The sequence below is a fragment of the Ruegeria sp. CDSC081 genome, from assembly GCF_059610485.1.
Genome location: NZ_JBXWNS010000013.1, coordinates 12437 through 33505, shown reverse-complemented (window position 1 = coordinate 33505; position 21069 = coordinate 12437). Strand labels below are relative to the sequence as shown.

The window sequence follows — 21069 nt, the reverse complement described above, 5'->3', positions numbered from 1 at the left end:
CTAGACATTTCTGTACAGTGCAAGTGAGCAAGTTCAGACAGCTCAATTTCAACGCCTTAAAGCTGTGCGCTTGGACGCGATGCGATCTTGTCGAACCAAGACAGCGTCGCGGTATTTTCCTGTGGAATCCGCATCTTGATCACGCGGGCAAAGTCAACGAACACAAAGGTTGAGATATCGGCCAGCGTGAACTCAGCCCCCGCAACAAACGCACTATCCTTCAGCCGCGTTTCAAGCAAATCGAAAAACCGGCCCACCCGAGCCGTGCCGCGCTGAGCCAGCTCGGGTATCTGCGCATAGTTCGCCGGGCCCGGAATCGCCCGATCCTTGAACGCGGGATGGGTGTTGCGCAGAGCCTCGGCAATAGGCACTCCACCCTGCTGCTCGACAATGCTGTTCCACATCAGGACCAGCCCTTTTTCATCTGGAGTACGTCCCATCAAAGGTGGTTCGGGAAAGCGCGCCTCAAGATAGGCGGCAATGCCCAGGTTTTCGGTCAGCGTTGCGCCCTCATCCGTCACCAGAACAGGGATCGTCGCATTGGGGTTTACCGTAAGGAAAGCGCCATCCAACTGTTCCGCCTTTGCTATCGAGATATTGCGCGTTTCAATCTCCAGCCCTTTTTCCGCGATGTACATGCGCGCGCGGCGCGGGTTTGGAGCGGTCGTGCAATCATAGAAAAGCATTTGGTATCCTTCTCGCGCTTAGCGGCGGTAGATAAAGCAACGTCCGTCCACCGCATGTTCAGGCAGCGGGATTTCGGTCAGGTTTTCGAAATACATCCGGTCGCTGGACACCATCAGCCCACCTTCTGCCAACAACGGTTCTATCAGGGGGGAAACCAACCGCGCGAAAGCATCGTTCTTGTCCCTGTTATGGCCGCCAAGATCCGCATGGATCAAACTGGCCGTCGCCCCAAACCGTTCAAGTGCCGCAGGCAGAGTCTCACGCACATCCCCCAGAATCACCAGATCCTCGGGCGGGGTAGAGTCCGGATGAGAGGCCACGGCGCGTTCGAACACATAGACCGGACGGTTTTGAATGTACTGAACCATGTGATGATAAGTACGACCATTCCCTAATCCCAACTCGAACACCGGACCGGACATAGTACTTGTCTGTGCAATGGCATGGTCCAGGCAGGCACGCTGCGACACCATACGGTCGATGAACAGGTCAAGACGGCTTTGGGGATCGGGCACTGGGAAATCTCTCCTTGATATTTGACGACACATAACCTGTGACCGACATCGCATGTGATGACAAATCCTCAAGGCATTGTGTAGGCAAATCGGCCTCAGTTTCACGTTTTCGCGACATTTCACCCCAAGAACGGGTTTGACTATACAGGCACAACCGCGCGAAACTGAGACAAAAAACACAGGGAGTTGATCAAGCCTATGCCGAGCTACGGCCTAACGGGTGGAATACCCGCATGACTGCGTTGTTGTCTGTCCGGGACCTCAGCATCGGATTTGGTGCCGGAGAGTCTGTGGTTCAAGGCGTCAACTTCGACGTCGAAGCGGGACAGACACTTGCGCTTGTGGGTGAATCAGGGTCGGGGAAAACGATCTCATGTCGGGCTGCTTTACGCATTCTTCCCCGAGCAGCCCAAATTCGAAGCGGTACGATTACTCTGAATGATTCTAAAGGCATGGAGGAACTGACCCAGATCAGCGAACGTCAGATGCGCGGCATTCGTGGCAATCGGATCTCGATGATCTTTCAAGAGCCGATGCGCTCGCTCTCTCCCCTGCACAAAATTGGCAATCAGGTCAGCGAAGTTCTTTGGCTGCATCGCAATGCCTCCGAGGCACAGGCCCGCAAAACGGTTCTGGAACAGTTCGAACGCGTGGGTTTTCCAGACCCTCAGCGCGCCTATGATTCTTACCCGTTCGAGCTGTCCGGCGGGATGCGCCAACGCGCCATGATCGCTATGGCCATGGTTTCCAAACCGGAATTACTGATCGCGGACGAGCCGACGACAGCATTGGACGTTACGACACAGGCCCAGGTGCTGGGGCTGATCAAAGAGCTTCAGCGTGAAACGGGAATGGCGCTGATCCTTGTGACCCATGATTTGGGCGTCGTCGCCAATATGGCCGAACAGGTCGTGGTCATGCACAAAGGCCGCGTGATGGAGGCTGGAGCTGCGGCACCGATCCTGACCAGCCCTGCTCACCCCTATACCCAACAGTTGTTCAACGCCGCGCCCGAGATTCCGGATCAGGACGCGGTTGGCATCCCGATGCCCGACGAAGATCTGATCCTTCAGATGAAGGCCGTGTCGAAAACCTATACGATGCGATCCAGCAAGGGCTGGCAGGGCGAACGCCTGATCCATGCCTGCCGCGGAGTCGATCTGAACCTCGCGCGGGGCAAGACGCTGGCGATCGTCGGCGAAAGCGGCTCGGGCAAAACTACGGCCGCCCGCATCGCACTAGGGGCTGAGCCGCCTGATCCGGGCGGAGAGGTTCTGTTTCGAACCTCCCCCCATGAAGAAGCGATCACCGTTCACAAGATGACCCGGACCCAGCGCACCGCGTTTCAGCGCAAGGCGCAGATGGTGTTTCAGGATCCCTACAGCTCTCTCAGCCCTCGCATGCGCATTCAGGATGCGATGACCGAACCGTTGGAGATTCACCGTATCGGATCGACCGCCGAGCAGCGCGAAAAAGCGGCCGAGATGCTGACACGTGTTGGCCTGAACGCCGATATGCTGAAACGCTATCCCCATGCTTTTTCCGGCGGCCAAAGACAGCGCCTGTCGATTGCCCGCGCAATGATGCTCGACCCTCAGCTTATTGTCTGTGACGAACCCACTTCGGCTCTGGACGTATCGGTTCAGGAACAAATCCTGACGTTGCTGGAACATTTGCAGGACAGCCTGAATTTGTCGTATTTCTTCATCTCGCACGACCTTGCGGTTGTTGCACGCATTGCCGACGAAGTTGCTGTGATGCGTCGTGGGCTTGTCGTGGAACAGGCCCCGCCCGAGACACTGTTTTACAACCCTCGTCACCCTTACACCAAGGCACTGATTGCTGCGCAACCAGAGCCCGACATCAACCGCCCCATCGACCTGAATTTGGTTGCTTTGGGTGCTGGTTCACCTGACAGTTGGGATGACGCCTTCCGATTTACCGACTCCGTGGTACCTTCATTGGTAGAGATGGAGCCCGGCCATAAGGTACGATGCCATGTTTAAGACCACTCGCCCGCTGTTACTGGCCGTTGCGCTGGCCGCAACATGGGCCCTGCCCGCCACGGCAGACATGCCCGAGCTGCAAGAAAGTACTTTCTGGGAAACCGAAGTGAATGCGGGGAACCTTCCCCCCATACAGGACCGAATTCCCGCCGAACCCCTGATTGTGGATCTTGCTGCAAAAGGCAGGGAATTCGGCAAACAGGGCGGCACTTTGCGCACAATGATTACTCGGTCCAAAGACATCCGGCAGATGGTGGTTTACGGATATGCCCGCCTTGTTGGCTTCGACCAGACCTATCAGGTCGTTCCAGACCTACTTGAATCCTTCCAGAACGACGACAACCGCAAATACACCCTCAACCTCCGTGAAGGTCACAAATGGTCGAATGGCTCTCCGTTCACTTCCGAGGACTTCCGATACTGGTGGGAGGATGTGGCAAATAACGAACTGCTCAGCCCGTCGGGACCACCGGATTTTCTGATCGTCGAAGGCAAGACTCCGACCGTGACATTCCCCGATGAAACGACCGTTGTGTTTGAATGGGAAGATCCCAACCCCGGCTTCCTGCAGGCTCTGGCACAAGCGCGCCCGCCTTTCATCTACCGCCCTTCCGAGTTCCTGAAACAGTACCACGAGAAATACGCTGACGCAGAAAAGCTTGCCTTTCAGGTTGAAGATGCCCGCGTCAAAAGCTGGGCGGCTTTACACAACAAACTCGACAACCTTTACAAGTTTGACAACCACGAGTTGCCAACTTTGCAGCCCTGGTTGAATGCAAGTTCGGGCAAAAAGATCCGTCACAACTTTGTTCGCAATCCCTATTTTCATCGCATCGATAGCCATGGGGTGCAGCTTCCCTATATCGACGTGGTCGAGATGGAGATCGTGGCCGGGGGTCTGGTTGCCGCAAAAACCAATGCTGGCGAATCCGATCTACAGGGGCGCGGACTGGCGTTCCGCGACGCTTCGATCTTGAAAAAAGGCGAGGCTGGTGGAGACTACAAAACCTTGCTGTGGAAAACCGGGGTTGCCTCACAGATCGCGATTTACCCCAATCTGAACTACGAAGACGAAGCATGGCGTACCGTTTTGCGTGACGCGCGTGTTCGCCGCGCGCTGTCTCTGGCAATCGACCGCAAAACGATAAATCAGGCGCTGTATTTCAAACTGGCCCATCCCGCCGCGATGTCGGTCTTGCCCGCTTCGCCCTTCTTCAACGAAGAAAACGCAAAGGCATGGGCACAGTACGACATCGAATTGGCGAATGCGCTGCTGGACGAGGCCGGCCTGACCGAACGTGACAAGAACGGCACGCGGCTGTTGCCGGATGGCCGCCCGATGGAACTGGTCATCGAAACTGCAGGTGAGCGGCAAGAGGTCGAAAACGCCTTGCAAATCGTCACGGACACATGGCGCGACATTGGCGTCGATCTTATTATGCGCCCATTGGACAGGGACATTCTGCGCAACCGGGTGTTTGCCGGCAGCACAATGGCGTCGGTCTGGTTCGGCTGGGATGACGGCATCCCGCAACACCACACCTCACCAGCTTATCTTGCCCCTACCGATCAGGTGTTTTTGGCCTGGCCAAAATGGGGGCAGTACTATCAGACCGGAGGCGATGTTGGCGAGAAACCCGATATGCCTGAGGCCGAGCGCCTGATGGAACTGGCCCATAACTGGGAGGTCGCCTCGACTGATGAGGAACGCAAGGCCGCATGGGATGAGATGCTGAAAATCCACGCTGACCAACTTTATGCCATTGGCATTCTGAACGGTGCGCCTCAGCCTATCGTCGTATCGAACCGCCTGCGCAACGTCCCCGAGCAGGCCATGTGGGCCTGGGAACCCGGCGCACATTTCGGCATTCACCGGCCGGACGAATTCTTTTTCGCCGACTGATCAGGAGCAGCCACATGGTCATGCTGCGCTATGCAGTCTATCGCTTTTTCACGATGCTGCTGACCCTTCTTGTGGTGTCGGTTCTGGTATTCGTGATTATCAACCTGCCCCCGGGCGACTATCTCAGCAATCAGATCGCGGAACTGCAGGCGTCCGGACAATCGGCGGGTGTGGCCAAGGCAGAATTCCTGCGCGCGGAATATGCGCTGGATCGCCCCATGTGGGAGCAATATCTGATCTGGATCGGTTTCTGGCCCGGCCCGCATGGGTTCGATGGGCTGGTGCAAGGCAACTACGGCTGGTCCTTTGAATTTGACCGCCCGGTCGCAGAAATCGTGGGCGACACGCTGTGGCTGACCGTCGTGGTCAATCTGGCCGCCATCCTGTTCGTATATGCGGTGGCCTTGCCACTGGGTGTCCTTGCAGCCGCGAAGTCGCGGACCTGGATCGACTATACCTCGGCCTTTGTGGGCTATTTGGGTCTGGCAACGCCGAACTTTCTACTGGCACTGATCCTGTTCTACTATGGGCACCGCTATTTCAACCTACCAATCGGAGGCCTGATGGACCCGTCCTTTGAAGGGCTGCCGATGAGTTGGGAAAAGCTGAAGTCCATCCTCGTCCATTTGATCGTACCGACCTTTGTGATCGGCACATCTGGCGCTTCGGCGATGATGCAGCGGCTGCGGGCGAATATGCTGGATGAATTGGGTAAGCCCTATGTGGAAACCGCCATTGCCAAAGGCATGGCCCCGTCGCGGATGCTGACCAAATACCCGCTGCGCGTGGCCTTCAACCCCTTTGTCGCGGATATCGGAAACCTGCTGCCTTCGATGGTCTCCGGCTCAGTTCTGGTATCGGTTGTTCTGGGCCTTCAGACGATCGGCCCGACATTGCTGACGGCGCTGAAGACGCAGGATCAGTTCCTATCCGCCTTCATCCTTATGTTCGTGGCCTTGCTGACGCTGATCGGTACGATGATCTCTGACATTCTGCTGGTCATGCTGGATCCGCGCATCCGATATGAGGGGCGTGAAGCATGACCCAACACCCTGATGGTCGCTATGTCGACGACGCCCCATTCGATCCCGATGCCGCCCTGCAACAGCTTGAGCGCGCTGATCTGGATGCTCCGAACTGGATTCTGGTCTGGCGCAAATTCCGAACCCACAAGCTGGGCCTGATCTCCGGCGTCTTCCTGTTGCTGTGCTATCTCATGCTGCCCTTTGCGGGTTTCATCGCGCCTTATGGCCCGAATGAACGTAATGACGAGCACCTCTATGCCCCGCCGCAAAGCATCAACTGGTTCCATGAGGGCGAATTCATCGGCCCCTATGTCTATTCGATGGTGGCCGAGGCGGATCTAGAGACCTTCCAGTGGAAGTTTGTCGCCGACACCGACACCCCGCGGCCAATCAAGTTTTTCTGCGAAGGGGCCGAGTACAAGCTGGCGGGTCTGATCAAGTCGGACACGCATCTGTTCTGCGCGCCTGAAGACGCGACTTTGTTCCTATGGGGGTCGGATCGTCTGGGCCGTGATGTATTCAGCCGTATCCTCTTTGGCGCCCAGCTGTCATTGACAGTGGGTCTGATCGGGATTTCAGTGTCCTTCTTTCTTGGTATCCTGTTCGGCTCGATTGCGGGATATTTTGGCGGCAGAATCGACTGGGTGATTAACCGTATAATCGAAATTCTGCGCTCACTACCTGAATTGCCCCTTTGGCTCGCGCTATCAGCGGCGGTCCCCTCGAATTGGAGCCCGGTCGCGGTATTCTTCATCATCTCAATTATCCTGGGGATTCTCGACTGGCCTGGCCTTGCGCGATCTGTTCGTGCCAAATTCCTTTCGCTGCGCGAAGAAGAATACGTACGTGCAGCCGAAATGATGGGAGCAAGCTCGGGCCGGGTGATCCGCAAACACCTGCTACCCAACTTCATGTCGCACCTGATCGCATCGGCAACCCTGTCGATCCCGGCAATGATCCTGGGCGAAACGGCGCTCAGCTTCCTTGGGCTTGGGCTGCGCGCCCCGGCCGTCAGCTGGGGTGTGATGCTGAACGATGCGCAGAACCTTGCCTCGATCGAGATCTACCCCTGGACGGCCATCCCGATGCTGCCGATCATTGTCATCGTGCTGGCATTCAACTTTCTGGGTGACGGGCTTCGTGACAGCCTGGATCCGTATCAGCAATGACGCTGTTATCCGTACTGCCATCACCCGAAGGGTATCGGACAACCGGCACCGGAGCGCGACCCAGCGTGTATGCAGTCTCCGAACTGGCGACCGCCAGCTTTGCGGCTGTTGGTCAGGAACTGGCACGCCTGATGGGCGCGCTGAACCTGACCCAAAGCCCGCCCGAGATTTTGGTCGATCACCGGTTGGCGTCTCTCTGGTACGGATATTCTTTCAAACCCGATGGCTGGGAAATGCCCAACCTCTGGGACAGTATCGCCGGTGATTACCTTGCCAATGACGGTTGGATCAGATTGCACACGAACCTGCCTCAGCACCGTGCGGCCGCCCTGAAAGTCCTGAAGGTCAAAGGAGATCGGGACGCGGTTACAAAGGCTGTTGCAACTATGTCGGCGGCCAGTCTTGAAAACGCTGTCGTGGCTGAGGGCGGTGTCGCAGCCGCCATGCGCAGCCGCGGGGAATGGCAGGATCATCCACAGGGGCGCGCGGTTTCACGGGACCCGCTGATCGGGTGGCACAAACCCCGACAGATTAAGCTTCGCGACCGGCCAGAGGCAACGGCCAAGCGCCCGCTGGCAGGTCTGCGCGTGCTTGATCTGACCCGCGTTCTGGCCGGTCCGGTTTCAACCAGAACTCTGGCGGGGTTCGGGGCAGAGGTTCTGCGCATTGATCCTCCGGACTGGGACGAGCCGGGTGTGATCCCGGATATTTCTCTGGGTAAGCGCTGCGCCTATCTTGACCTGAAATCGCCGGAAGGTGCCAAGACACTTCACGCGTTGCTGGCTCAGGCGGATGTTTTCATTCATGGCTACCGCCCTGGCGCATTGGACGCGCTGGGCCTCACCCAAGCCAAACGGGACGAGCTTGCCCCGAACAGAGTAGAAGTCACACTGAATGCCTATGGCTGGCAAGGCCCTTGGTCTTCGCGGCGCGGATTTGACAGCCTCGTACAGATGAGCAGCGGGATTGCCGATGCAGGTCGGGTATGGGCCGGTGCAGACAAGCCGACACCCCTGCCGGTGCAGGCGCTGGACCACGCGACTGGATATCTGATGGCTGCCGCCGTCCTGTCAGCATTGTCCGAAGCCGCGAAGGGTGCGCCGATCATGCAGGCCCGATTGTCGCTGGCACGCACGGCTGACCTGCTGACCATTCTAGGCAAGTTCGACACCAAGACAGAAATTGGCGCTTCGGTTCCTGCTGATTTCACGACCAAGACCGAAACCTCTGGATGGGGACCTGGTCACAGGTTGAAGCCCGCGCTCTCGGTTGGTCCGGCCCAGATGTCGTGGGACCTGCCCGCAAGCAAGCTGGGCACGTCGAGCGCCACCTGGTCATAGCCCTACGCCCTCGCCGGCAGCCGCGCGGTCCGGCCCAACGCTTTGGAAGGGGTCTCGTCAGAGACGCAGCCCAAAGAGGCGGGAGCGGTCCCTAGCGGTCGTCGCCTCCAGGACCGATATCGTCCAGATAATCCTCGTCGATGGCCGCATGCACTGCACCAGTCACCGCTTCGCGTTCCTGCGGTGTCAGGTTTTCGGCCTCTTTTCCGTCGGCAAGCCTGACGGTCACCTCACGATGAGCAAACTTGATCCCTTCGCGAGCAAACAATTCGCGGATATCCTGATAGACCTTCTTACGCACCAGCCACTGATCGCCCGGCTTGGTCATGAACTTGACCCGAATTATCATCGCCGAATCCTGCATTTCGATCACGCCCTGCGATTTCAACGGCTGGATAAAATTATCCCCAATCACCGGATCGCTCAAAAGCTCTTGGCCCAAATTCTTGATGAGTTTCCGCACTTTTTCGACATCGGTGTCATAGGTCACCCGCAGGGGCAGCTTCATGATCACCCAATCACGCGAATAGTTGGTAAGAACTTTGATCTCGCCAAAGGGGATCGTATTCAGTGCGCCCAGATGGTGCCGCAACTGGAACGACCGGACCGAGATTTTCTCGACCGTCCCCTTCACATCGCCAATGTCAATATATTCGCCTTTGCGGAAGGCATCATCCATCAGGAAAAACGCGCCCGAGAAGATATCCCGGACAAGCGTTTGCGACCCGAACCCAACGGCCAGACCCACGACACCGGCACCGGCGAACAGCGGGCTGACATTGATACCCAATTCCATCAGGACAATCAGAACGATGGTCACAACAACAACCGCCAGAATTGCGCCGCGGAACAACGGCAGCAGTGTCGCAAGACGGCTTTGCCCGCCTTCCCCGCCCTCGTCGCCCAGTTCAACCTCTCCACCGGCTACGTCTTCTTCCTCAGCAATCTTGGTATCAATCCAGACACGGAAGAAATGGAACAAGATGTAGCCCATGAACAGGATAACCATCACGTCCAGAGCCCGTTCAATAGGCAGGTCTTCGCTCCAGCTTGCGTCCGGATTCCAGATTACGACCAGAGCATATAACCCGACGACAAATGCCAGGATACCGGCCACACGTCGCGCCAGATCCTCATAGGTGACGATCGAGTGCTTTCTCTTTTCCGCTTGCGGGGTTTGAGGAACCTCATCCTCTTCAACACCGGCACCAGTCTCTGCGTTCAGCTCTTCAATCTGGCGATTGCGGACGAAGTAGCGTTCAAGCAGATAGTTCATCGCGCCATAGGCAATGACCACAGACATGAAGATGGCATAGCTGCTGGCAACAATCGGAATGGAATTCTCGTTCTCAAGCACCAGATCAACAGCCAGTTTGAACCAGCTGAACACGATATAAATTGCCAGGACCGGAGCCCAGGCAATCGATATCAGGCGCAAAATCCAGGATACCTGTTCCTTTGACCGCCCGCCTCGGATCGCGTTCGAGATGGCGCGGGCGTTGAACAGAATCATCAGAACATTGCCCAAGGCGCCAAACATGGTCAGGCCGCCATAGACCATCGCATAGACATTGTAGTTCAGACCAAAATCCGCAACCCAGGTAGAAAACAATACTACCGAGATATCATATGTCGCGATTGCCGAGGCCCAGACGTAAAGGCGTTTTGCCTCCCGGTCGGAAAAGGGCGGCAGCCGGTACTGACTTAGGTAAGGAGACAACACCATACGCCAAAGATCGGAAACTGTGCGTGCAAGAAAGAAAGCCGTGAATATGGCGGTGATCGTGAACTGAATCGAAAGATCTTCAGCCTCGCCAAAGATCAAATGGCCCACGATCAGGGCCATAAGCATCGCAAAAATCGTGCCCCCGACCCCCATGAAAAAGCGAAAAACCAGAAACGGCATTTTCTCGCGATAGCCTTGCGGATCTTCTTTTGACCGCGCCACCACCAGTCTTTTTGCAAGACGCTTTCCGTAGATCTCGGTTGACAGCCAGCGCCCCAGAAGAAGGAAGAGTATATTCCAGCCCAACACTTCGACATAGGTCTGTATTCGGCCGTCCGGGCTGGTCTCTCGCAAAACATACTGCACTTCGAAGATCGAATACGGCAAAGCCTGCAGGCGCGACTCCATCGACTCGCGGAACTTCGAGAACCGCTCTTGCGCCTTCATCAACTGTGACCCTTCGGACATCGGGTCATGGGCGATATCGTCGTGCGTCGAGGCGGTATTGCCACCAGATGAGACAAGCTGACCGGCGCTGTCGATGACAATGACGCTTGCACCCGCTTCGGTGGCCGATCGGATCGCGTCAGCCAGATCGCTTTCCTTATCTGCTTCGGATGTCGTGCCAGACCCCGAGCCATACCCGGGTATAAGCGAAGTCTGCGCCGTCGCTTCCGACCCCAGAGATAGCATAGCCACCCAGACGAACAGGGCCATTGCAGCCAATAGGTTAAATCTCATGAATTCTCGCTTCCGGGTCGCATGTTGTCGCAGGTTACAGAAGCTTTCCGAACACTTCAATTTATGCGCCGCTGCGGTCCCGATAAAGTGCACAGGCGTGTTCCGGGTGCAATGAGTTGGAATCGGATGTTTTCATCCGCTTCAAAACTGAATATGACGGGCTGGGCATACACTTTCGGGCAAGCAGCTAAGGTCTTTGCGCAAAAACGAAAAGGCACCTTGCGGCTTACCAGAGGAATGGCTGACGTTTTACGCAGTCCCTTCCAGTCGGCGGGTCACAAGGCCCTTTGGCAAGACGGGTGAAAGACGATAGGCTAACAGGTGCCGATGCGCGGACCGACACCAAGACACTTAAGACAGGCGAAGGCATGAGCCTAGGAAGACAAAACGATACTACTGGCCGCGCGCCACGGATCCTGTTCTACAGCCATGACACGTTCGGGCTGGGCCATCTGCGCAGGTCTCGTGCACTGGCCGCCGCAATTACGCAGGCGGATCCAACGGCATCATCCCTGATCCTGACCGGATCGCCCGTCGCTGGCCGGTTCACATTTCCGCGCAGGGTCGACCACGTGCGTCTGCCTGGCGTGACCAAACGGGCGGACGGGTCATACGCGTCTCAGACAATCGGGATGGGGATCGACGAGGTGACCGAGTTGCGATCGGGGTTGATTCAGACCGCCGTTCAGCAGTTCGACCCGGACATTCTGATCGTAGACAAAGAACCCACCGGGTTCCGCGGCGAGCTATTGCCAACACTCGAAAACCTGTTGCTCTCGCAGCGCACCAAACTAGTGCTGGGTTTGCGTGATGTTCTGGATGAACCCGAAGTTCTGGCCGCAGAGTGGGAACGGAAAGAGGCAACTGCAGCGACCGAAAGATTCTATCATGAAATCTGGGTTTACGGGCTGCGTTCGATCTATGATCCGACCAAGGGGCTGCCTCTGAATCACGCGGCCCAGTCGCGCATTCACTGGACTGGCTATTTGCGTCGTGATCTGGGGCCAATCGGTACCCCACCGGAGCAGCCCTATATCCTGATTACCCCAGGTGGTGGGGGGGACGGCAAGGCGATGGTGAACCTGGTTCTTTCGGCTTACGAAAAGGACCCCGACCTGTCACCACGCGCGGTATTGGTCTATGGCCCGTTCCTGTCTGGTGATCTGCGGGACGAATTCGAAACACGTGTGGCTGCCTTGAACGGGCGTGTGACCGCCGTCGGCTTTGAATCCCAGATCGAAACGCTGTTCCACGGCGCGGCTGGCGTTGTCTGTATGGGCGGGTATAATACGTTCTGCGAGGTCCTGTCCTTTGACAAACGCGCCGTCATTGTTCCACGGACCAGCCCACGTATGGAACAGTGGATACGTGCCTCACGCGCCGAGGATCTGGGACTGATCCGGATGTTGGACGAGTTCCGTGACGGGCTAACAACCGATTCCATGGTCCGTGCCATTCGCGACCTACCACATCAGCCATTGCCGTCTCAGGCCATTGAACAGGGCCTGCTGGACGGGTTGGACTATGTCACCGGGCGCATTGAGGTATTGCTGAATCAGGAACAGGAACGGGCAACCGGATGACCGCAGGCGCGCCCAATCTGGCGGTGCTGGTCAAAGGATGGCCGCGCCTGTCCGAAACGTTCATCGCGCAGGAACTTGTTGCTCTGCAAGAGGCCGGCCATCAGTTCGACATCTGGTCCCTGCGTCATCCAACCGATGTGAAACGGCATCCGCTGCACGACAGGTTTCGTGGCCAGGTTCGATATCTGCCGGAATATCTGTATCAAGAACCTCAGCGCATATGGGCTGCCCGCGAACAAGCGCAGCGTCTGCCGGGATACGGCGCGGCCTATAAGATCTGGCGCGCTGATTTGCGCCGCGATCCCACGCATAACCGCATCCGTCGGTTCGGCCAGGCCTGTGTTCTGGCTGCGGAATTGCCCGCCAGCACACAGGTTCTCTATGCGCATTTCATGCATACGCCCTCGTCGGTCGCGCGCTATGCCGCGATCATGCGCGGCCTTCCGTGGAGCTTTTCAGCCCATGCAAAAGATATCTGGACGTCACCGGATTGGGAAAAATCGGAAAAGTTGCACTCCGACACTTACGGAGCAGCTTTTGGTGCAACCTGCACCGCGATCGGCGCCCAGCATCTGCGCAGCCTCGCCGACGATCCGGCACGGGTTGAACTGATCTATCACGGGCTGGACCTGGGCCGCTTTCCCGCCCCGCCGGAACGCGGCTTACGCCCCGCTGACAGCCCTTTTCATATGCTGTCCGTTGGGCGGTTGGTCGAAAAGAAAGGCTTCGATCGCCTGATTGATGCATTCGCCATGCTGCCGGATGATCTTGACTGGCACTGGACGCATATCGGCGGAGGAAGCCTGAGCGATACCTTGCAGAACCGGGCCGCATCGGCCGGGTTGTCCGGGCGCATCACCTGGAAAGGGGCCTGTGACCAACCCGAGGTCATCGCCGCGATGCGCACAGCAGACCTGTTTGTTCTGCCCAGCCGGATCGCCGCAGATGGGGACCGGGATGGCCTGCCCAATGTGTTGATGGAAGCCGCCTCGCAATATCTGCCAATCCTGTCGACCCCTGTTTCTGCGATTCCTGAGTTTATCGAGACAGGCACGCATGGCGTCCTGACGGACGACGATCCGGTCGCGCTGGCAAATGCGATCTCAAAGCTGGCGGCCAACCCCGCACAAGCTGTTGGTATGGCGGGCGCTGCCTATGATCGCCTGATCGCCGAATTCCGCATGGACCCGGGCATAGCGCTTTTGTCTGCCAGGTTAAGCGCGCTGGGCGCGCATAAGAGCTGATGCCGCGCATCGCCTTCTATGCCCCGATGAAATCCCCCAACAGCCCGGTGCCGTCGGGGGACCGGGAAATGGCACGAAATCTTCTTCTTGCAATCCAAGCCCGAGGGGATGCGGTGGATCTGGCCTCGGACCTGCGCGTATTCGACAAGCACGGCGACAAAGAGGTCCAGGCCAAGCTGCGCCATGAGGCTGATGCCGAGGTGCTGCGCCTGACCTGCGACCTGCCTGCTGACACTGCACTATGGGTGACCTATCACAATTATTACAAGGCCCCTGATCTGATTGGACCCCGTGTAAGTACGGCGCGAAACATACCCTATGTTCAGCTTGAAAGCACCCGTGCCTACAGCCGCCTTCAGGGGCCATGGTCAGGGTTTGCCCAAGCGGCCCATCAGGCCTGCGACGCGGCCCGGGTGATCTTTTATCACACCGCCAATGACCTCATCACGCTGGAACGCGAGCAGTTCGGAAATCAGGCGCTTGTCGAGCTTCCGCCGTTTCTTCCCGCCTCCTCGCTGCCGCAGGCCTCTAGCTGCGATGGCCCGATGCTGGCCGTGGGCATGATGCGACACGGCGACAAGCTGGCCTCTTACCGGGTGCTTGAACAGGCACTGCGCCACCTGCAGGGCGATTGGTCCCTGTCTATTGCGGGCGATGGTCCCGCCCGCGCCGAAATCGAAGCGCTGATGGCCAAGTTTGGCACGAAAGTCCGGTTTCTGGGGCAGCTTGATCGCGACGCGCTGCGCAAGGCTTATGCTACCGCATCCCTGATGGTCTGGCCCGGCGTGAATGAGGCCTATGGCATGATCTATCTAGAGGCTCAGGCACATGGTATCCCCGTTGTCGCGCAAGACAGGCCGGGCGTCCGGGATGTGCTTATGCCGTCCGACTATCCTTCGGTTGCTGAAGGGGCCAAGGGGCTGGCTGCAAGGCTGCGCACTCTTCTGGACAATCCGGCACTGCGGTCTTCTCAAGGCAGCCAATCGGCCGCATATATAGCCGCGCGCCACCTGATGCCAGATGCAACTGATCGGTTCTGGACGGCTGTTGATCCTTTGCTGGAGGCATCCACATGAGCAAGCTCGCCCTATTGCGCCACGGGCATACGGCGTGGAACCGCGCCGGGCGCATTCAGGGGCGCAGCGATATTCCATTAGATGAACAGGCACAGACAGAACTGGCATGCTATTCCCTGCCCTCCCCTTGGGATCAGGCTGCGGTCTGGTCCAGTCCCTTGGCGCGTGCGGCCCAGACGGCACAACTGGTTTCAGGGCGCGAACCGTTGAAGTCCGAGGCCCTCACGGAAATGAACTGGGGCGCTTGGGAGGGGCAGCACGGCACCGATCTCATTGCCGATCCCGCAAGCAGTTATCGCCATATCGAGGATTGGGGTTGGGATTTCCTACCCCCCGGAGGTGAAAGCCCCGCCGAAATCTGGCAGCGGCTGGAACCTTGGCTTGCCAGTCTTGGCGAAAATACCGTAGCCGTTTGCCATATCGGTATCATGCGGGTCATTCTGGCCCGCGCCTGGGGATGGGATTTTGACGGCCCTGCCCCCTTTAAGATCAAGCGCAACCGCCTCTATATCGTGGACATGGAGTCCATGCGCCCCGAAACTGACCCTATCCGTTTGATCCGGCAGGAGACCCGCATATGAGGGTGATGATTGTTGTGACCCATCTGCTGGGCACCGGACATCTGAGCCGCGCACTTACATTGGGCCGGGCCTTTGCCGCTGAGGGTCACAAGGTCTTGCTGGTCTCGGGCGGAATGCCCGCGCCGCAGCTGGACCATACCGGGATCGACTTGCTAGGGCTGCCGCCATTGCGCTCAGACGGCACCAATTTCACGCGATTGCTGACGCAAACGGATGAGGTCGCAGATGCTGCCTATTTCGACGCTCGCAAGGTTGCCCTGACAGAGGCGCTGCGGAGCTTTGCCCCGGATGCGCTGATCACCGAGCTGTACCCCTTTGGCCGCAGATCTCTGGCGGATGAGTTCGACGCCCTGTTGGAGGCGGCCCACGCACAGGGTCCCCGTCCGGTTATTTTGGGATCAGTCAGGGATATACTGGCGCCCCCGTCCAAACCTGCCAAAGCCCAGCGCACCGAGGAAATCATTCTTGACCTCTTTGACGGTGTCCTTGTCCATTCAGACCAGAACATGATCCCGCTGGATGTAAGCTGGCCGGTCTCGGAACCTCTGGCGCAGCGTCTGTTCTATACAGGGTTCGTGGCGCCCGCTGCGCCGATCCCGCATCCGGACGGGGTTGGTGAGGGCGAGATTCTGGTAAGCGCTGGCGGTGGATCGGTGGGCGAGCCGATCTTTCGGGCGGCCATCGAGGCCGCACGAAAGATGCCCAACAGGCGCTGGCGCCTGTTGGTGGGCGGGCAGGACTCCGCTGTGCGCATAGAACGCCTGACAGCAGGTGTTGGCGACGCCCCTGTCACGCTGGAACCGGTGCGCCCGGACTTTCGCCAAATGCTGCCCTTGGCCGCCGCATCGGTCAGCATGTGCGGCTACAACACGGCGTTGGACATTCTGCAGTCTGGCGTACCCTCGGTTTTCATCCCCTTCGACGACGGAAGCGAAGTCGAACAGACCTTGCGCGGCCAAAGCCTGTCGAAGCTAAGCGCAATAGACGTATTGCCAAGCGACAAGTTGACCGGAGATACCCTGGCGCAGGCTGTCGAGGCCGTTCTGGCCGCCCCCGCGCGGCCAAGTGCCGGTCAGGGTTTTGACGGGGCTGCAAAATCTGTCGAGATTGTAAGATCACTGTTGGATCACGCTCATGACCGCTGACTGGCAACCCCTGATGACCGAGCTTGATCTGTGGCAACAGGAAGGGCTGACTCTGCCGCTGTGGTGGAGGGATGATGACGCGGTCTGTGTCACGCCACAGTTGGAACGTCTAGAGGCGCTGTCCGCATCGCTGGGACTGCCGGTTCATCTGGCGATTATTCCGCGTGATGTGGACGACGACCTGGTTACCCATGTCGAAGGCTCGTCCGCATTGATACCGGTTGTCCATGGCTGGGCCCATCAAAACCACGCTCCGACAAACGAGAAGAAATCGGAGTTTCGACTGCATCGCCCCTTCCAGGACATACGCAACGATGCACGGGCCGGGCTGACCCGGCTACAGACCCTGTTCCCCGACAAGCTGTGCCCCATGTTCGTGCCGCCGTGGAACCGTATCGCCTCAAAAATGGTGCAGGAACTGCCGGGCCTGGGATATCAAATCCTGTCCACTGCGACGCCCCGAAAGGCAAAGATAGCGGCACCTGGCCTTATGCAGGTCAACACGCATCTGGACCCGATCGACTGGCGCGGGTCACGGGGGTTGGCCCCTCGGGACAAGCTGGTCGCTCAGGCCACAGATCTGCTGCGGGACAGGCGCGAAGGGCCTGCGGACAATACCGAGCCGTTTGGGATCCTGACGCATCACCTGGTGCATGACGAGGAAATCTGGTCCTTTACGCAGGACCTTCTGACGCGGTTTCTGGATGGTCCGGCGACCGTCTGGACCGCCCCAAAAAACGATAAATCACGGAGACCCGAATGAGCCGATTGGATTCAATGCTGCGCCGCCTGACGGCCCAACGCGACGGGCTGAACTGGGCGGTCGATCAGATTACAGATACGAGCGGCGATATACTGGACATGGGTTTGGGGAATGGCCGCACCTACGATCACCTACGTGAAATTCTACCAGACCGGCGCATCTGGGTCATGGACAGGGTTTTACAGTGCCACCCGTCCAGCACCCCTCCGGCAGAGGATTTTCTGCAGGGCGAAGCGGGTCCTATGTTAAAGAAATTAGCAGCCGGTGGCCCAAAAATAGCATTGGCACATTACGATTTCGGGCGCGGTATCAAGCAGGATGATGTGGCTGAGGCGGCGATGCTCAGCCCGCTGATCGCTCAGGTCATGCTGCCCGGTGGGCTGCTGATATCCGGCCAACCACTGGTTGGGTTTGAACAGATCACCGGACCGGAGACCATCGCACTCGACCGATACCTTTTCTACAGGGCCTGATCAGGCCACACGTCGCCCTCGCGACCACACTCCGTTCAGGGCAGGCGCGCCTTCACGCATCCGGAACCGTATGACGTCGGCGCGTGCGCCTGCGCGCAGCTCGCCACGGTCTTCCAGCCCGACCACCTGCGCCGGCGACATCGTAACGGTCCGCAGTCCACGGGCCATGTTGCCCCACATCTCGCCCAGCCGTGCCGCCGACAGCAACAACGCGGCCGGCACATAGTCCGATGACAGAATATCCAGGTGACCCAGATCGGCCAGTTCTTTGGCGGCGACATTCCCCGAATGTGACCCGCCCCGGATTACATTCGGCGCCCCCATCATCACCTTGATCCCGTGATCATGGCAAGCCCGCGCCGCTTCGACGGTAGTGGGGAATTCGGCCAACCGGATACCGTGGCCCGCTGACACATGTACCTGTTCCCGGGTGGTGTCGTCATGGCTGGCCAGCATGGCCCCAAAACGTTTGGCCGCCTTTACGGTTTCCACCTCGTGCTTTTCGCCGTTCCTGTCCCTCATCGCCTTGAGGTCCGCGACATGCTGCTGGAATTCCTTGCCCTCCAACCCCAGCTTTCCTTTCAGATAGCTTTCGAGCTTTGAGATATCGCGGAATTGACGCTGACCGGGGGTATGGTCCATCAGTGACACCAGCCCGACACGGTCCTCGAGGCCGAATTCATCCAGTTCTTCGACCAGCGTTTCTGAACACAACTCGGCCCGCAAATGCAAGAAATGGCTGATTTTTAAGGCGTCTTGCTCTCGTAACTGCCACAGCTCGCGGGACAGGCCACGTGCGTATTTGTTGTAGCGCGGACCAGTCGGGATCGACCCGACGCGCATCGCATCGAACACGGTTGTGATGCCCGTGCTGGCCAGTTCGGCGTCATGGGCAAGAATTGCCGCCGCATGGGGCCAGTCGACCTTGGGGCGGGGCTGGATATGACGTTCCAGATTGTCTGTGTGCAGCTCGACCAGACCGGGGCTGACATAGTCACCCTCACAATCGATTGCACCGCTTGGAACCGCTGCGCCTGTATCGATCTCGGTGATGCTGTCGCCCTCAACCCGGACGCTGCCGTTAATGGTTTCGTCGGGCAGGATCAGCGTGGCATTGGCAAGGATCAATTCTTCTGTCATCTGAACTTCACACAGTTTGAGGTATTGGAAGGCCACGCAATAGGAGGCCAATGTGACATTCACGCGATACGCGATCTATTTTGCGCCACCCGCCACGGCGGAGTGGACGCAATTCGCAACCCGTTGGCTGGGCTGGGACATGGAGGCTGGCACCGAGGTCGCCCATCCTGGGCTGGATGGTGTGGATGTTGCAGCGGTTACGGAGGTACCGCGAAAATACGGGCTGCACGCGACCATGAAACCCCCGTTCCGCCTGCGCGAGGGGCAATCCGTCACAGCGTTGCAAGAGGCCTGCGCCACCCTTGCTGCCAGCCAATGCGCAATCATGATGGAGGGTCTTGAGATTGCCCGCCTTGGCCGGTTTCTGGCCCTGCGACCACTGGGCGACATAGCCGCGCTGAACGCGTTGGCCGCCGCCTGTGTTCAAGAGCTTGATATGTTCCGGTCCCCACCGTCGGCGGCTGAACTTGACCATCGCCGCGCCTCCAGACTGACGCCGGATCAGGACGCCAACCTGGTCAAATGGGGTTACCCCTATGTGCTGAACGCGTTTCGGTTTCACATCACCCTGAGCGGCAGGTTGGACAAGCCCGTGCTGGATTCGGTCCAGCGCACCCTGGAAAACCATCTGGGGCCGCTTTTGCCGAAGCCCTTTCGAATTGCGGATCTGGCCCTGATGGGCGAGGCCGAGGATGGACGGTTTCACCTGATCCATCGCTATGCGCTTTCCAACTGAAGGCGGGACAATATTTTGGCCACCGTATCCTGCAGAGCACCAGAATTGTCGACCTCGATCACCCGGACCAGCCCCTTAGGCAACGGGGTCTTGGCCTGGCCCAACCGACGCGCCTGTTCGCTGTCACTTTCGCGCCCGCGCAATGACAAGCGTTGCTCTAGAACGCTCGCGTCTGCAGTCAACGAGATAACAATCAGATCGCCAAAGATCTCTTGCGCCTGCAACAACACAGCGCGCGACAGGTTGACCAGAACTGCCTCCGCCACCTGACGTTGCGGCGCGATCTCTTTCGGCACACCATAGAGCAACCCATGTGCATGCCAGCTGAGCGCGAATGCGCCCTCACCTTCCATCTGTCGAAACGCGTCATCTGTGACCCGTTTGAAATCTTCCCCCGCTTCGCCTTCGGGGCGGGTGACGACACGGCGCAGCCGCTGGATACCTTTTGCGCGGGCTTCCAACGCCTCAATCACACTGTCTTTGCCGACACCTGACGGACCGACAACCGCTATGACCGGGGCAAGCGTCATGCCGCAATTCCCGGCGTGAATTGCGAAACGTTGATCTCGCGATCGCAAACCTGCTTCCGCCCGTCAACATCATGGAAGATGCCGACAATCGCCGCTCCGCGCTCTTTCGCCTCAAGGATCAGGGACAGGACGGTTTCGCGATTCTGCGCATCCAGACTGGCCGTGGGTTCATCCAGCAGCATGGCCGGGTACTCATGGGCAAAACCGCGTGCGATGTTCACGCGCTGCTGTTCGCCGCCCGAAAAGGTCGTCGGACTAAGGGACCAGAGCCGTTCAGGAATATTCAGACGCTCGAGCAGACCCGCGGCCTTGTCCAGTGCCTTCTGTTTATCGCAACCAACGGCAAGAAGCGGCTCGGCCACGACCTCAAGCGTTGGCACTCTGGGCACAACACGCAGGAACTGGCTGACATAGCCCAGCGTTTCGCACCGCAGGGTCAAGATCTCGCGCGGTTCAGCCTTGGCGACGTCTAAACCACCGACTAGAACCTGGCCCGAGGCAGCCAGATAGTTGCCATAGATCACCCGCATCAAGGTGGATTTACCTGCGCCCGACGCGCCGGTCAGCGCCACACATTCGCCCGGCGCGACCTTAAGCGTAGCACCCTGCATGACCGGGATCACCACGCTGCCTTGATTGTGCAGGGTGAAGCTTTTGCTGACATTGTTCAGTTCAATCATTGTCCC

Annotated in this window: 19 protein-coding genes; 13 read left to right on the top strand and 6 right to left on the bottom strand. The window is 58.4% G+C overall.

The window, feature by feature from the left end; translation table 11 throughout:
* Positions 1–56: 56 nt before the first annotated feature.
* A complete protein-coding gene (locus AC2FH9_RS19110) occupies positions 57–686 on the bottom strand; it encodes a glutathione S-transferase (protein WP_496872611.1) in 630 nt (209 codons plus the stop codon).
* Positions 687–704: 18 nt separating this feature from the next.
* Positions 705–1235 carry a class I SAM-dependent methyltransferase gene (locus AC2FH9_RS19105; RefSeq protein ID WP_142639381.1) on the bottom strand — a complete coding sequence of 177 codons (531 nt, stop codon included), beginning with the start codon at positions 1233–1235 and terminating at the stop codon, positions 705–707.
* A 200-nt stretch (positions 1236–1435) separates the two neighbouring features.
* On the opposite strand from AC2FH9_RS19105, the gene AC2FH9_RS19100 reads away from it, so the two are divergent.
* The 5 genes from AC2FH9_RS19100 to AC2FH9_RS19080 are packed head-to-tail and all read left to right on the top strand — an operon-like array spanning position 1436 to position 8645.
* Positions 1436–3208, top strand: coding sequence for an ABC transporter ATP-binding protein (locus AC2FH9_RS19100; protein ID WP_496751003.1), 1773 nt, complete (start codon positions 1436–1438; stop codon positions 3206–3208).
* A complete protein-coding gene (locus AC2FH9_RS19095) occupies positions 3201–5111 on the top strand; it encodes an ABC transporter substrate-binding protein (RefSeq protein ID WP_496698823.1) in 1911 nt (636 codons plus the stop codon). The genes AC2FH9_RS19100 and AC2FH9_RS19095 overlap by 8 nt, the downstream gene beginning before the upstream one ends.
* 14 nt (positions 5112–5125) lie before the next feature.
* On the top strand, positions 5126–6154 hold the full coding sequence (locus AC2FH9_RS19090) for an ABC transporter permease (RefSeq protein ID WP_271951540.1): 1029 nt from the start codon (positions 5126–5128) through the stop codon (positions 6152–6154).
* Positions 6151–7305, top strand: a complete 1155-nt coding sequence (locus AC2FH9_RS19085; RefSeq protein WP_142639373.1) for an ABC transporter permease — start codon at positions 6151–6153, stop codon at positions 7303–7305. The genes AC2FH9_RS19090 and AC2FH9_RS19085 overlap by 4 nt, the downstream gene beginning before the upstream one ends.
* On the top strand, positions 7302–8645 hold the full coding sequence (locus AC2FH9_RS19080; protein ID WP_496872609.1) for a CoA transferase: 1344 nt from the start codon (positions 7302–7304) through the stop codon (positions 8643–8645). Before AC2FH9_RS19085 ends, AC2FH9_RS19080 begins: the two co-directional genes overlap by 4 nt.
* A gap of 91 nt (positions 8646–8736) precedes the next feature.
* Here the strand turns inward: AC2FH9_RS19080 and AC2FH9_RS19075 are convergent, their stop codons facing one another.
* Entirely contained in the window at positions 8737–11112 is a 2376-nt protein-coding gene (locus AC2FH9_RS19075) for a mechanosensitive ion channel domain-containing protein (RefSeq protein WP_496872608.1), read from the bottom strand.
* 368 nt (positions 11113–11480) lie between these two features.
* Between AC2FH9_RS19075 and AC2FH9_RS19070 the strand changes: the two genes are divergently transcribed.
* The 7 genes from AC2FH9_RS19070 to AC2FH9_RS19040 are packed head-to-tail and all read left to right on the top strand — an operon-like array spanning position 11481 to position 17977.
* The gene (locus tag AC2FH9_RS19070) at positions 11481–12695 is read left to right on the top strand and encodes a glycosyltransferase family protein (RefSeq protein WP_185956733.1); all 1215 of its coding nucleotides are present in this window, start codon (positions 11481–11483) and stop codon (positions 12693–12695) included.
* Entirely contained in the window at positions 12692–13939 is a 1248-nt protein-coding gene (locus AC2FH9_RS19065) for a glycosyltransferase family 4 protein (protein WP_496872607.1), read from the top strand. Before AC2FH9_RS19070 ends, AC2FH9_RS19065 begins: the two co-directional genes overlap by 4 nt.
* The gene (locus AC2FH9_RS19060) at positions 13939–15015 is read left to right on the top strand and encodes a glycosyltransferase family 4 protein (protein ID WP_271951533.1); all 1077 of its coding nucleotides are present in this window, start codon (positions 13939–13941) and stop codon (positions 15013–15015) included. The genes AC2FH9_RS19065 and AC2FH9_RS19060 overlap by 1 nt, the downstream gene beginning before the upstream one ends.
* The gene (locus AC2FH9_RS19055) at positions 15012–15596 is read left to right on the top strand and encodes a histidine phosphatase family protein (protein ID WP_496698831.1); all 585 of its coding nucleotides are present in this window, start codon (positions 15012–15014) and stop codon (positions 15594–15596) included. The genes AC2FH9_RS19060 and AC2FH9_RS19055 overlap by 4 nt, the downstream gene beginning before the upstream one ends.
* Complete coding sequence (locus AC2FH9_RS19050; RefSeq protein WP_496872606.1) at positions 15593–16741, top strand: glycosyltransferase family protein; 1149 nt, start codon at positions 15593–15595, stop codon at positions 16739–16741. Before AC2FH9_RS19055 ends, AC2FH9_RS19050 begins: the two co-directional genes overlap by 4 nt.
* On the top strand, positions 16731–17504 hold the full coding sequence (locus AC2FH9_RS19045) for a polysaccharide deacetylase family protein (RefSeq protein ID WP_496872604.1): 774 nt from the start codon (positions 16731–16733) through the stop codon (positions 17502–17504). The genes AC2FH9_RS19050 and AC2FH9_RS19045 overlap by 11 nt, the downstream gene beginning before the upstream one ends.
* The gene (locus AC2FH9_RS19040; protein ID WP_496872603.1) at positions 17501–17977 is read left to right on the top strand and encodes a class I SAM-dependent methyltransferase; all 477 of its coding nucleotides are present in this window, start codon (positions 17501–17503) and stop codon (positions 17975–17977) included. The genes AC2FH9_RS19045 and AC2FH9_RS19040 overlap by 4 nt, the downstream gene beginning before the upstream one ends.
* Here the strand turns inward: AC2FH9_RS19040 and AC2FH9_RS19035 are convergent, their stop codons facing one another.
* On the bottom strand, positions 17978–19117 hold the full coding sequence (locus AC2FH9_RS19035) for an alpha-D-ribose 1-methylphosphonate 5-triphosphate diphosphatase (protein ID WP_271951526.1): 1140 nt from the start codon (positions 19115–19117) through the stop codon (positions 17978–17980).
* Positions 19118–19169: 52 nt separating this feature from the next.
* Between AC2FH9_RS19035 and AC2FH9_RS19030 the strand changes: the two genes are divergently transcribed.
* Complete coding sequence (locus AC2FH9_RS19030) at positions 19170–19853, top strand: DUF1045 domain-containing protein (protein ID WP_496872601.1); 684 nt, start codon at positions 19170–19172, stop codon at positions 19851–19853.
* On the opposite strand, the gene AC2FH9_RS19025 is transcribed toward AC2FH9_RS19030, so the two are convergent.
* Both AC2FH9_RS19025 and phnL read right to left on the bottom strand, forming a co-directional pair.
* On the bottom strand, positions 19835–20383 hold the full coding sequence (locus AC2FH9_RS19025; protein WP_496872600.1) for a ribose 1,5-bisphosphate phosphokinase PhnN: 549 nt from the start codon (positions 20381–20383) through the stop codon (positions 19835–19837). The two genes, AC2FH9_RS19030 and AC2FH9_RS19025, sit on opposite strands and share 19 nt — an antisense overlap.
* On the bottom strand, positions 20380–21063 hold the full coding sequence (phnL, locus tag AC2FH9_RS19020) for a phosphonate C-P lyase system protein PhnL (RefSeq protein ID WP_496872599.1): 684 nt from the start codon (positions 21061–21063) through the stop codon (positions 20380–20382). The genes AC2FH9_RS19025 and phnL overlap by 4 nt, the downstream gene beginning before the upstream one ends.
* Between the last annotated feature and the right edge of the window lie 6 nt (positions 21064–21069).

Bases quoted from the DNA above. Each gene is read 5' to 3' on its own strand.
- AC2FH9_RS19110 (WP_496872611.1), bottom strand. From the start codon at position 686: ATGCTTTTCTATGATTGCACGACCGCTCCAAACCCGCGCCGCGCGCGC.
- AC2FH9_RS19105 (WP_142639381.1), bottom strand. From the start codon at position 1,235: ATGTGTCGTCAAATATCAAGGAGAGATTTCCCAGTGCCCGATCCCCAA.
- AC2FH9_RS19100 (WP_496751003.1), top strand. From the start codon at position 1,436: ATGACTGCGTTGTTGTCTGTCCGGGACCTCAGCATCGGATTTGGTGCC.
- AC2FH9_RS19095 (WP_496698823.1), top strand. From the start codon at position 3,201: ATGTTTAAGACCACTCGCCCGCTGTTACTGGCCGTTGCGCTGGCCGCA.
- AC2FH9_RS19090 (WP_271951540.1), top strand. From the start codon at position 5,126: ATGGTCATGCTGCGCTATGCAGTCTATCGCTTTTTCACGATGCTGCTG.
- AC2FH9_RS19085 (WP_142639373.1), top strand. From the start codon at position 6,151: ATGACCCAACACCCTGATGGTCGCTATGTCGACGACGCCCCATTCGAT.
- AC2FH9_RS19080 (WP_496872609.1), top strand. From the start codon at position 7,302: ATGACGCTGTTATCCGTACTGCCATCACCCGAAGGGTATCGGACAACC.
- AC2FH9_RS19075 (WP_496872608.1), bottom strand. From the start codon at position 11,112: ATGAGATTTAACCTATTGGCTGCAATGGCCCTGTTCGTCTGGGTGGCT.
- AC2FH9_RS19070 (WP_185956733.1), top strand. From the start codon at position 11,481: ATGAGCCTAGGAAGACAAAACGATACTACTGGCCGCGCGCCACGGATC.
- AC2FH9_RS19065 (WP_496872607.1), top strand. From the start codon at position 12,692: ATGACCGCAGGCGCGCCCAATCTGGCGGTGCTGGTCAAAGGATGGCCG.
- AC2FH9_RS19060 (WP_271951533.1), top strand. From the start codon at position 13,939: ATGCCGCGCATCGCCTTCTATGCCCCGATGAAATCCCCCAACAGCCCG.
- AC2FH9_RS19055 (WP_496698831.1), top strand. From the start codon at position 15,012: ATGAGCAAGCTCGCCCTATTGCGCCACGGGCATACGGCGTGGAACCGC.
- AC2FH9_RS19050 (WP_496872606.1), top strand. From the start codon at position 15,593: ATGAGGGTGATGATTGTTGTGACCCATCTGCTGGGCACCGGACATCTG.
- AC2FH9_RS19045 (WP_496872604.1), top strand. From the start codon at position 16,731: ATGACCGCTGACTGGCAACCCCTGATGACCGAGCTTGATCTGTGGCAA.
- AC2FH9_RS19040 (WP_496872603.1), top strand. From the start codon at position 17,501: ATGAGCCGATTGGATTCAATGCTGCGCCGCCTGACGGCCCAACGCGAC.
- AC2FH9_RS19035 (WP_271951526.1), bottom strand. From the start codon at position 19,117: ATGACAGAAGAATTGATCCTTGCCAATGCCACGCTGATCCTGCCCGAC.
- AC2FH9_RS19025 (WP_496872600.1), bottom strand. From the start codon at position 20,383: ATGACGCTTGCCCCGGTCATAGCGGTTGTCGGTCCGTCAGGTGTCGGC.
- phnL (WP_496872599.1), bottom strand. From the start codon at position 21,063: ATGATTGAACTGAACAATGTCAGCAAAAGCTTCACCCTGCACAATCAA.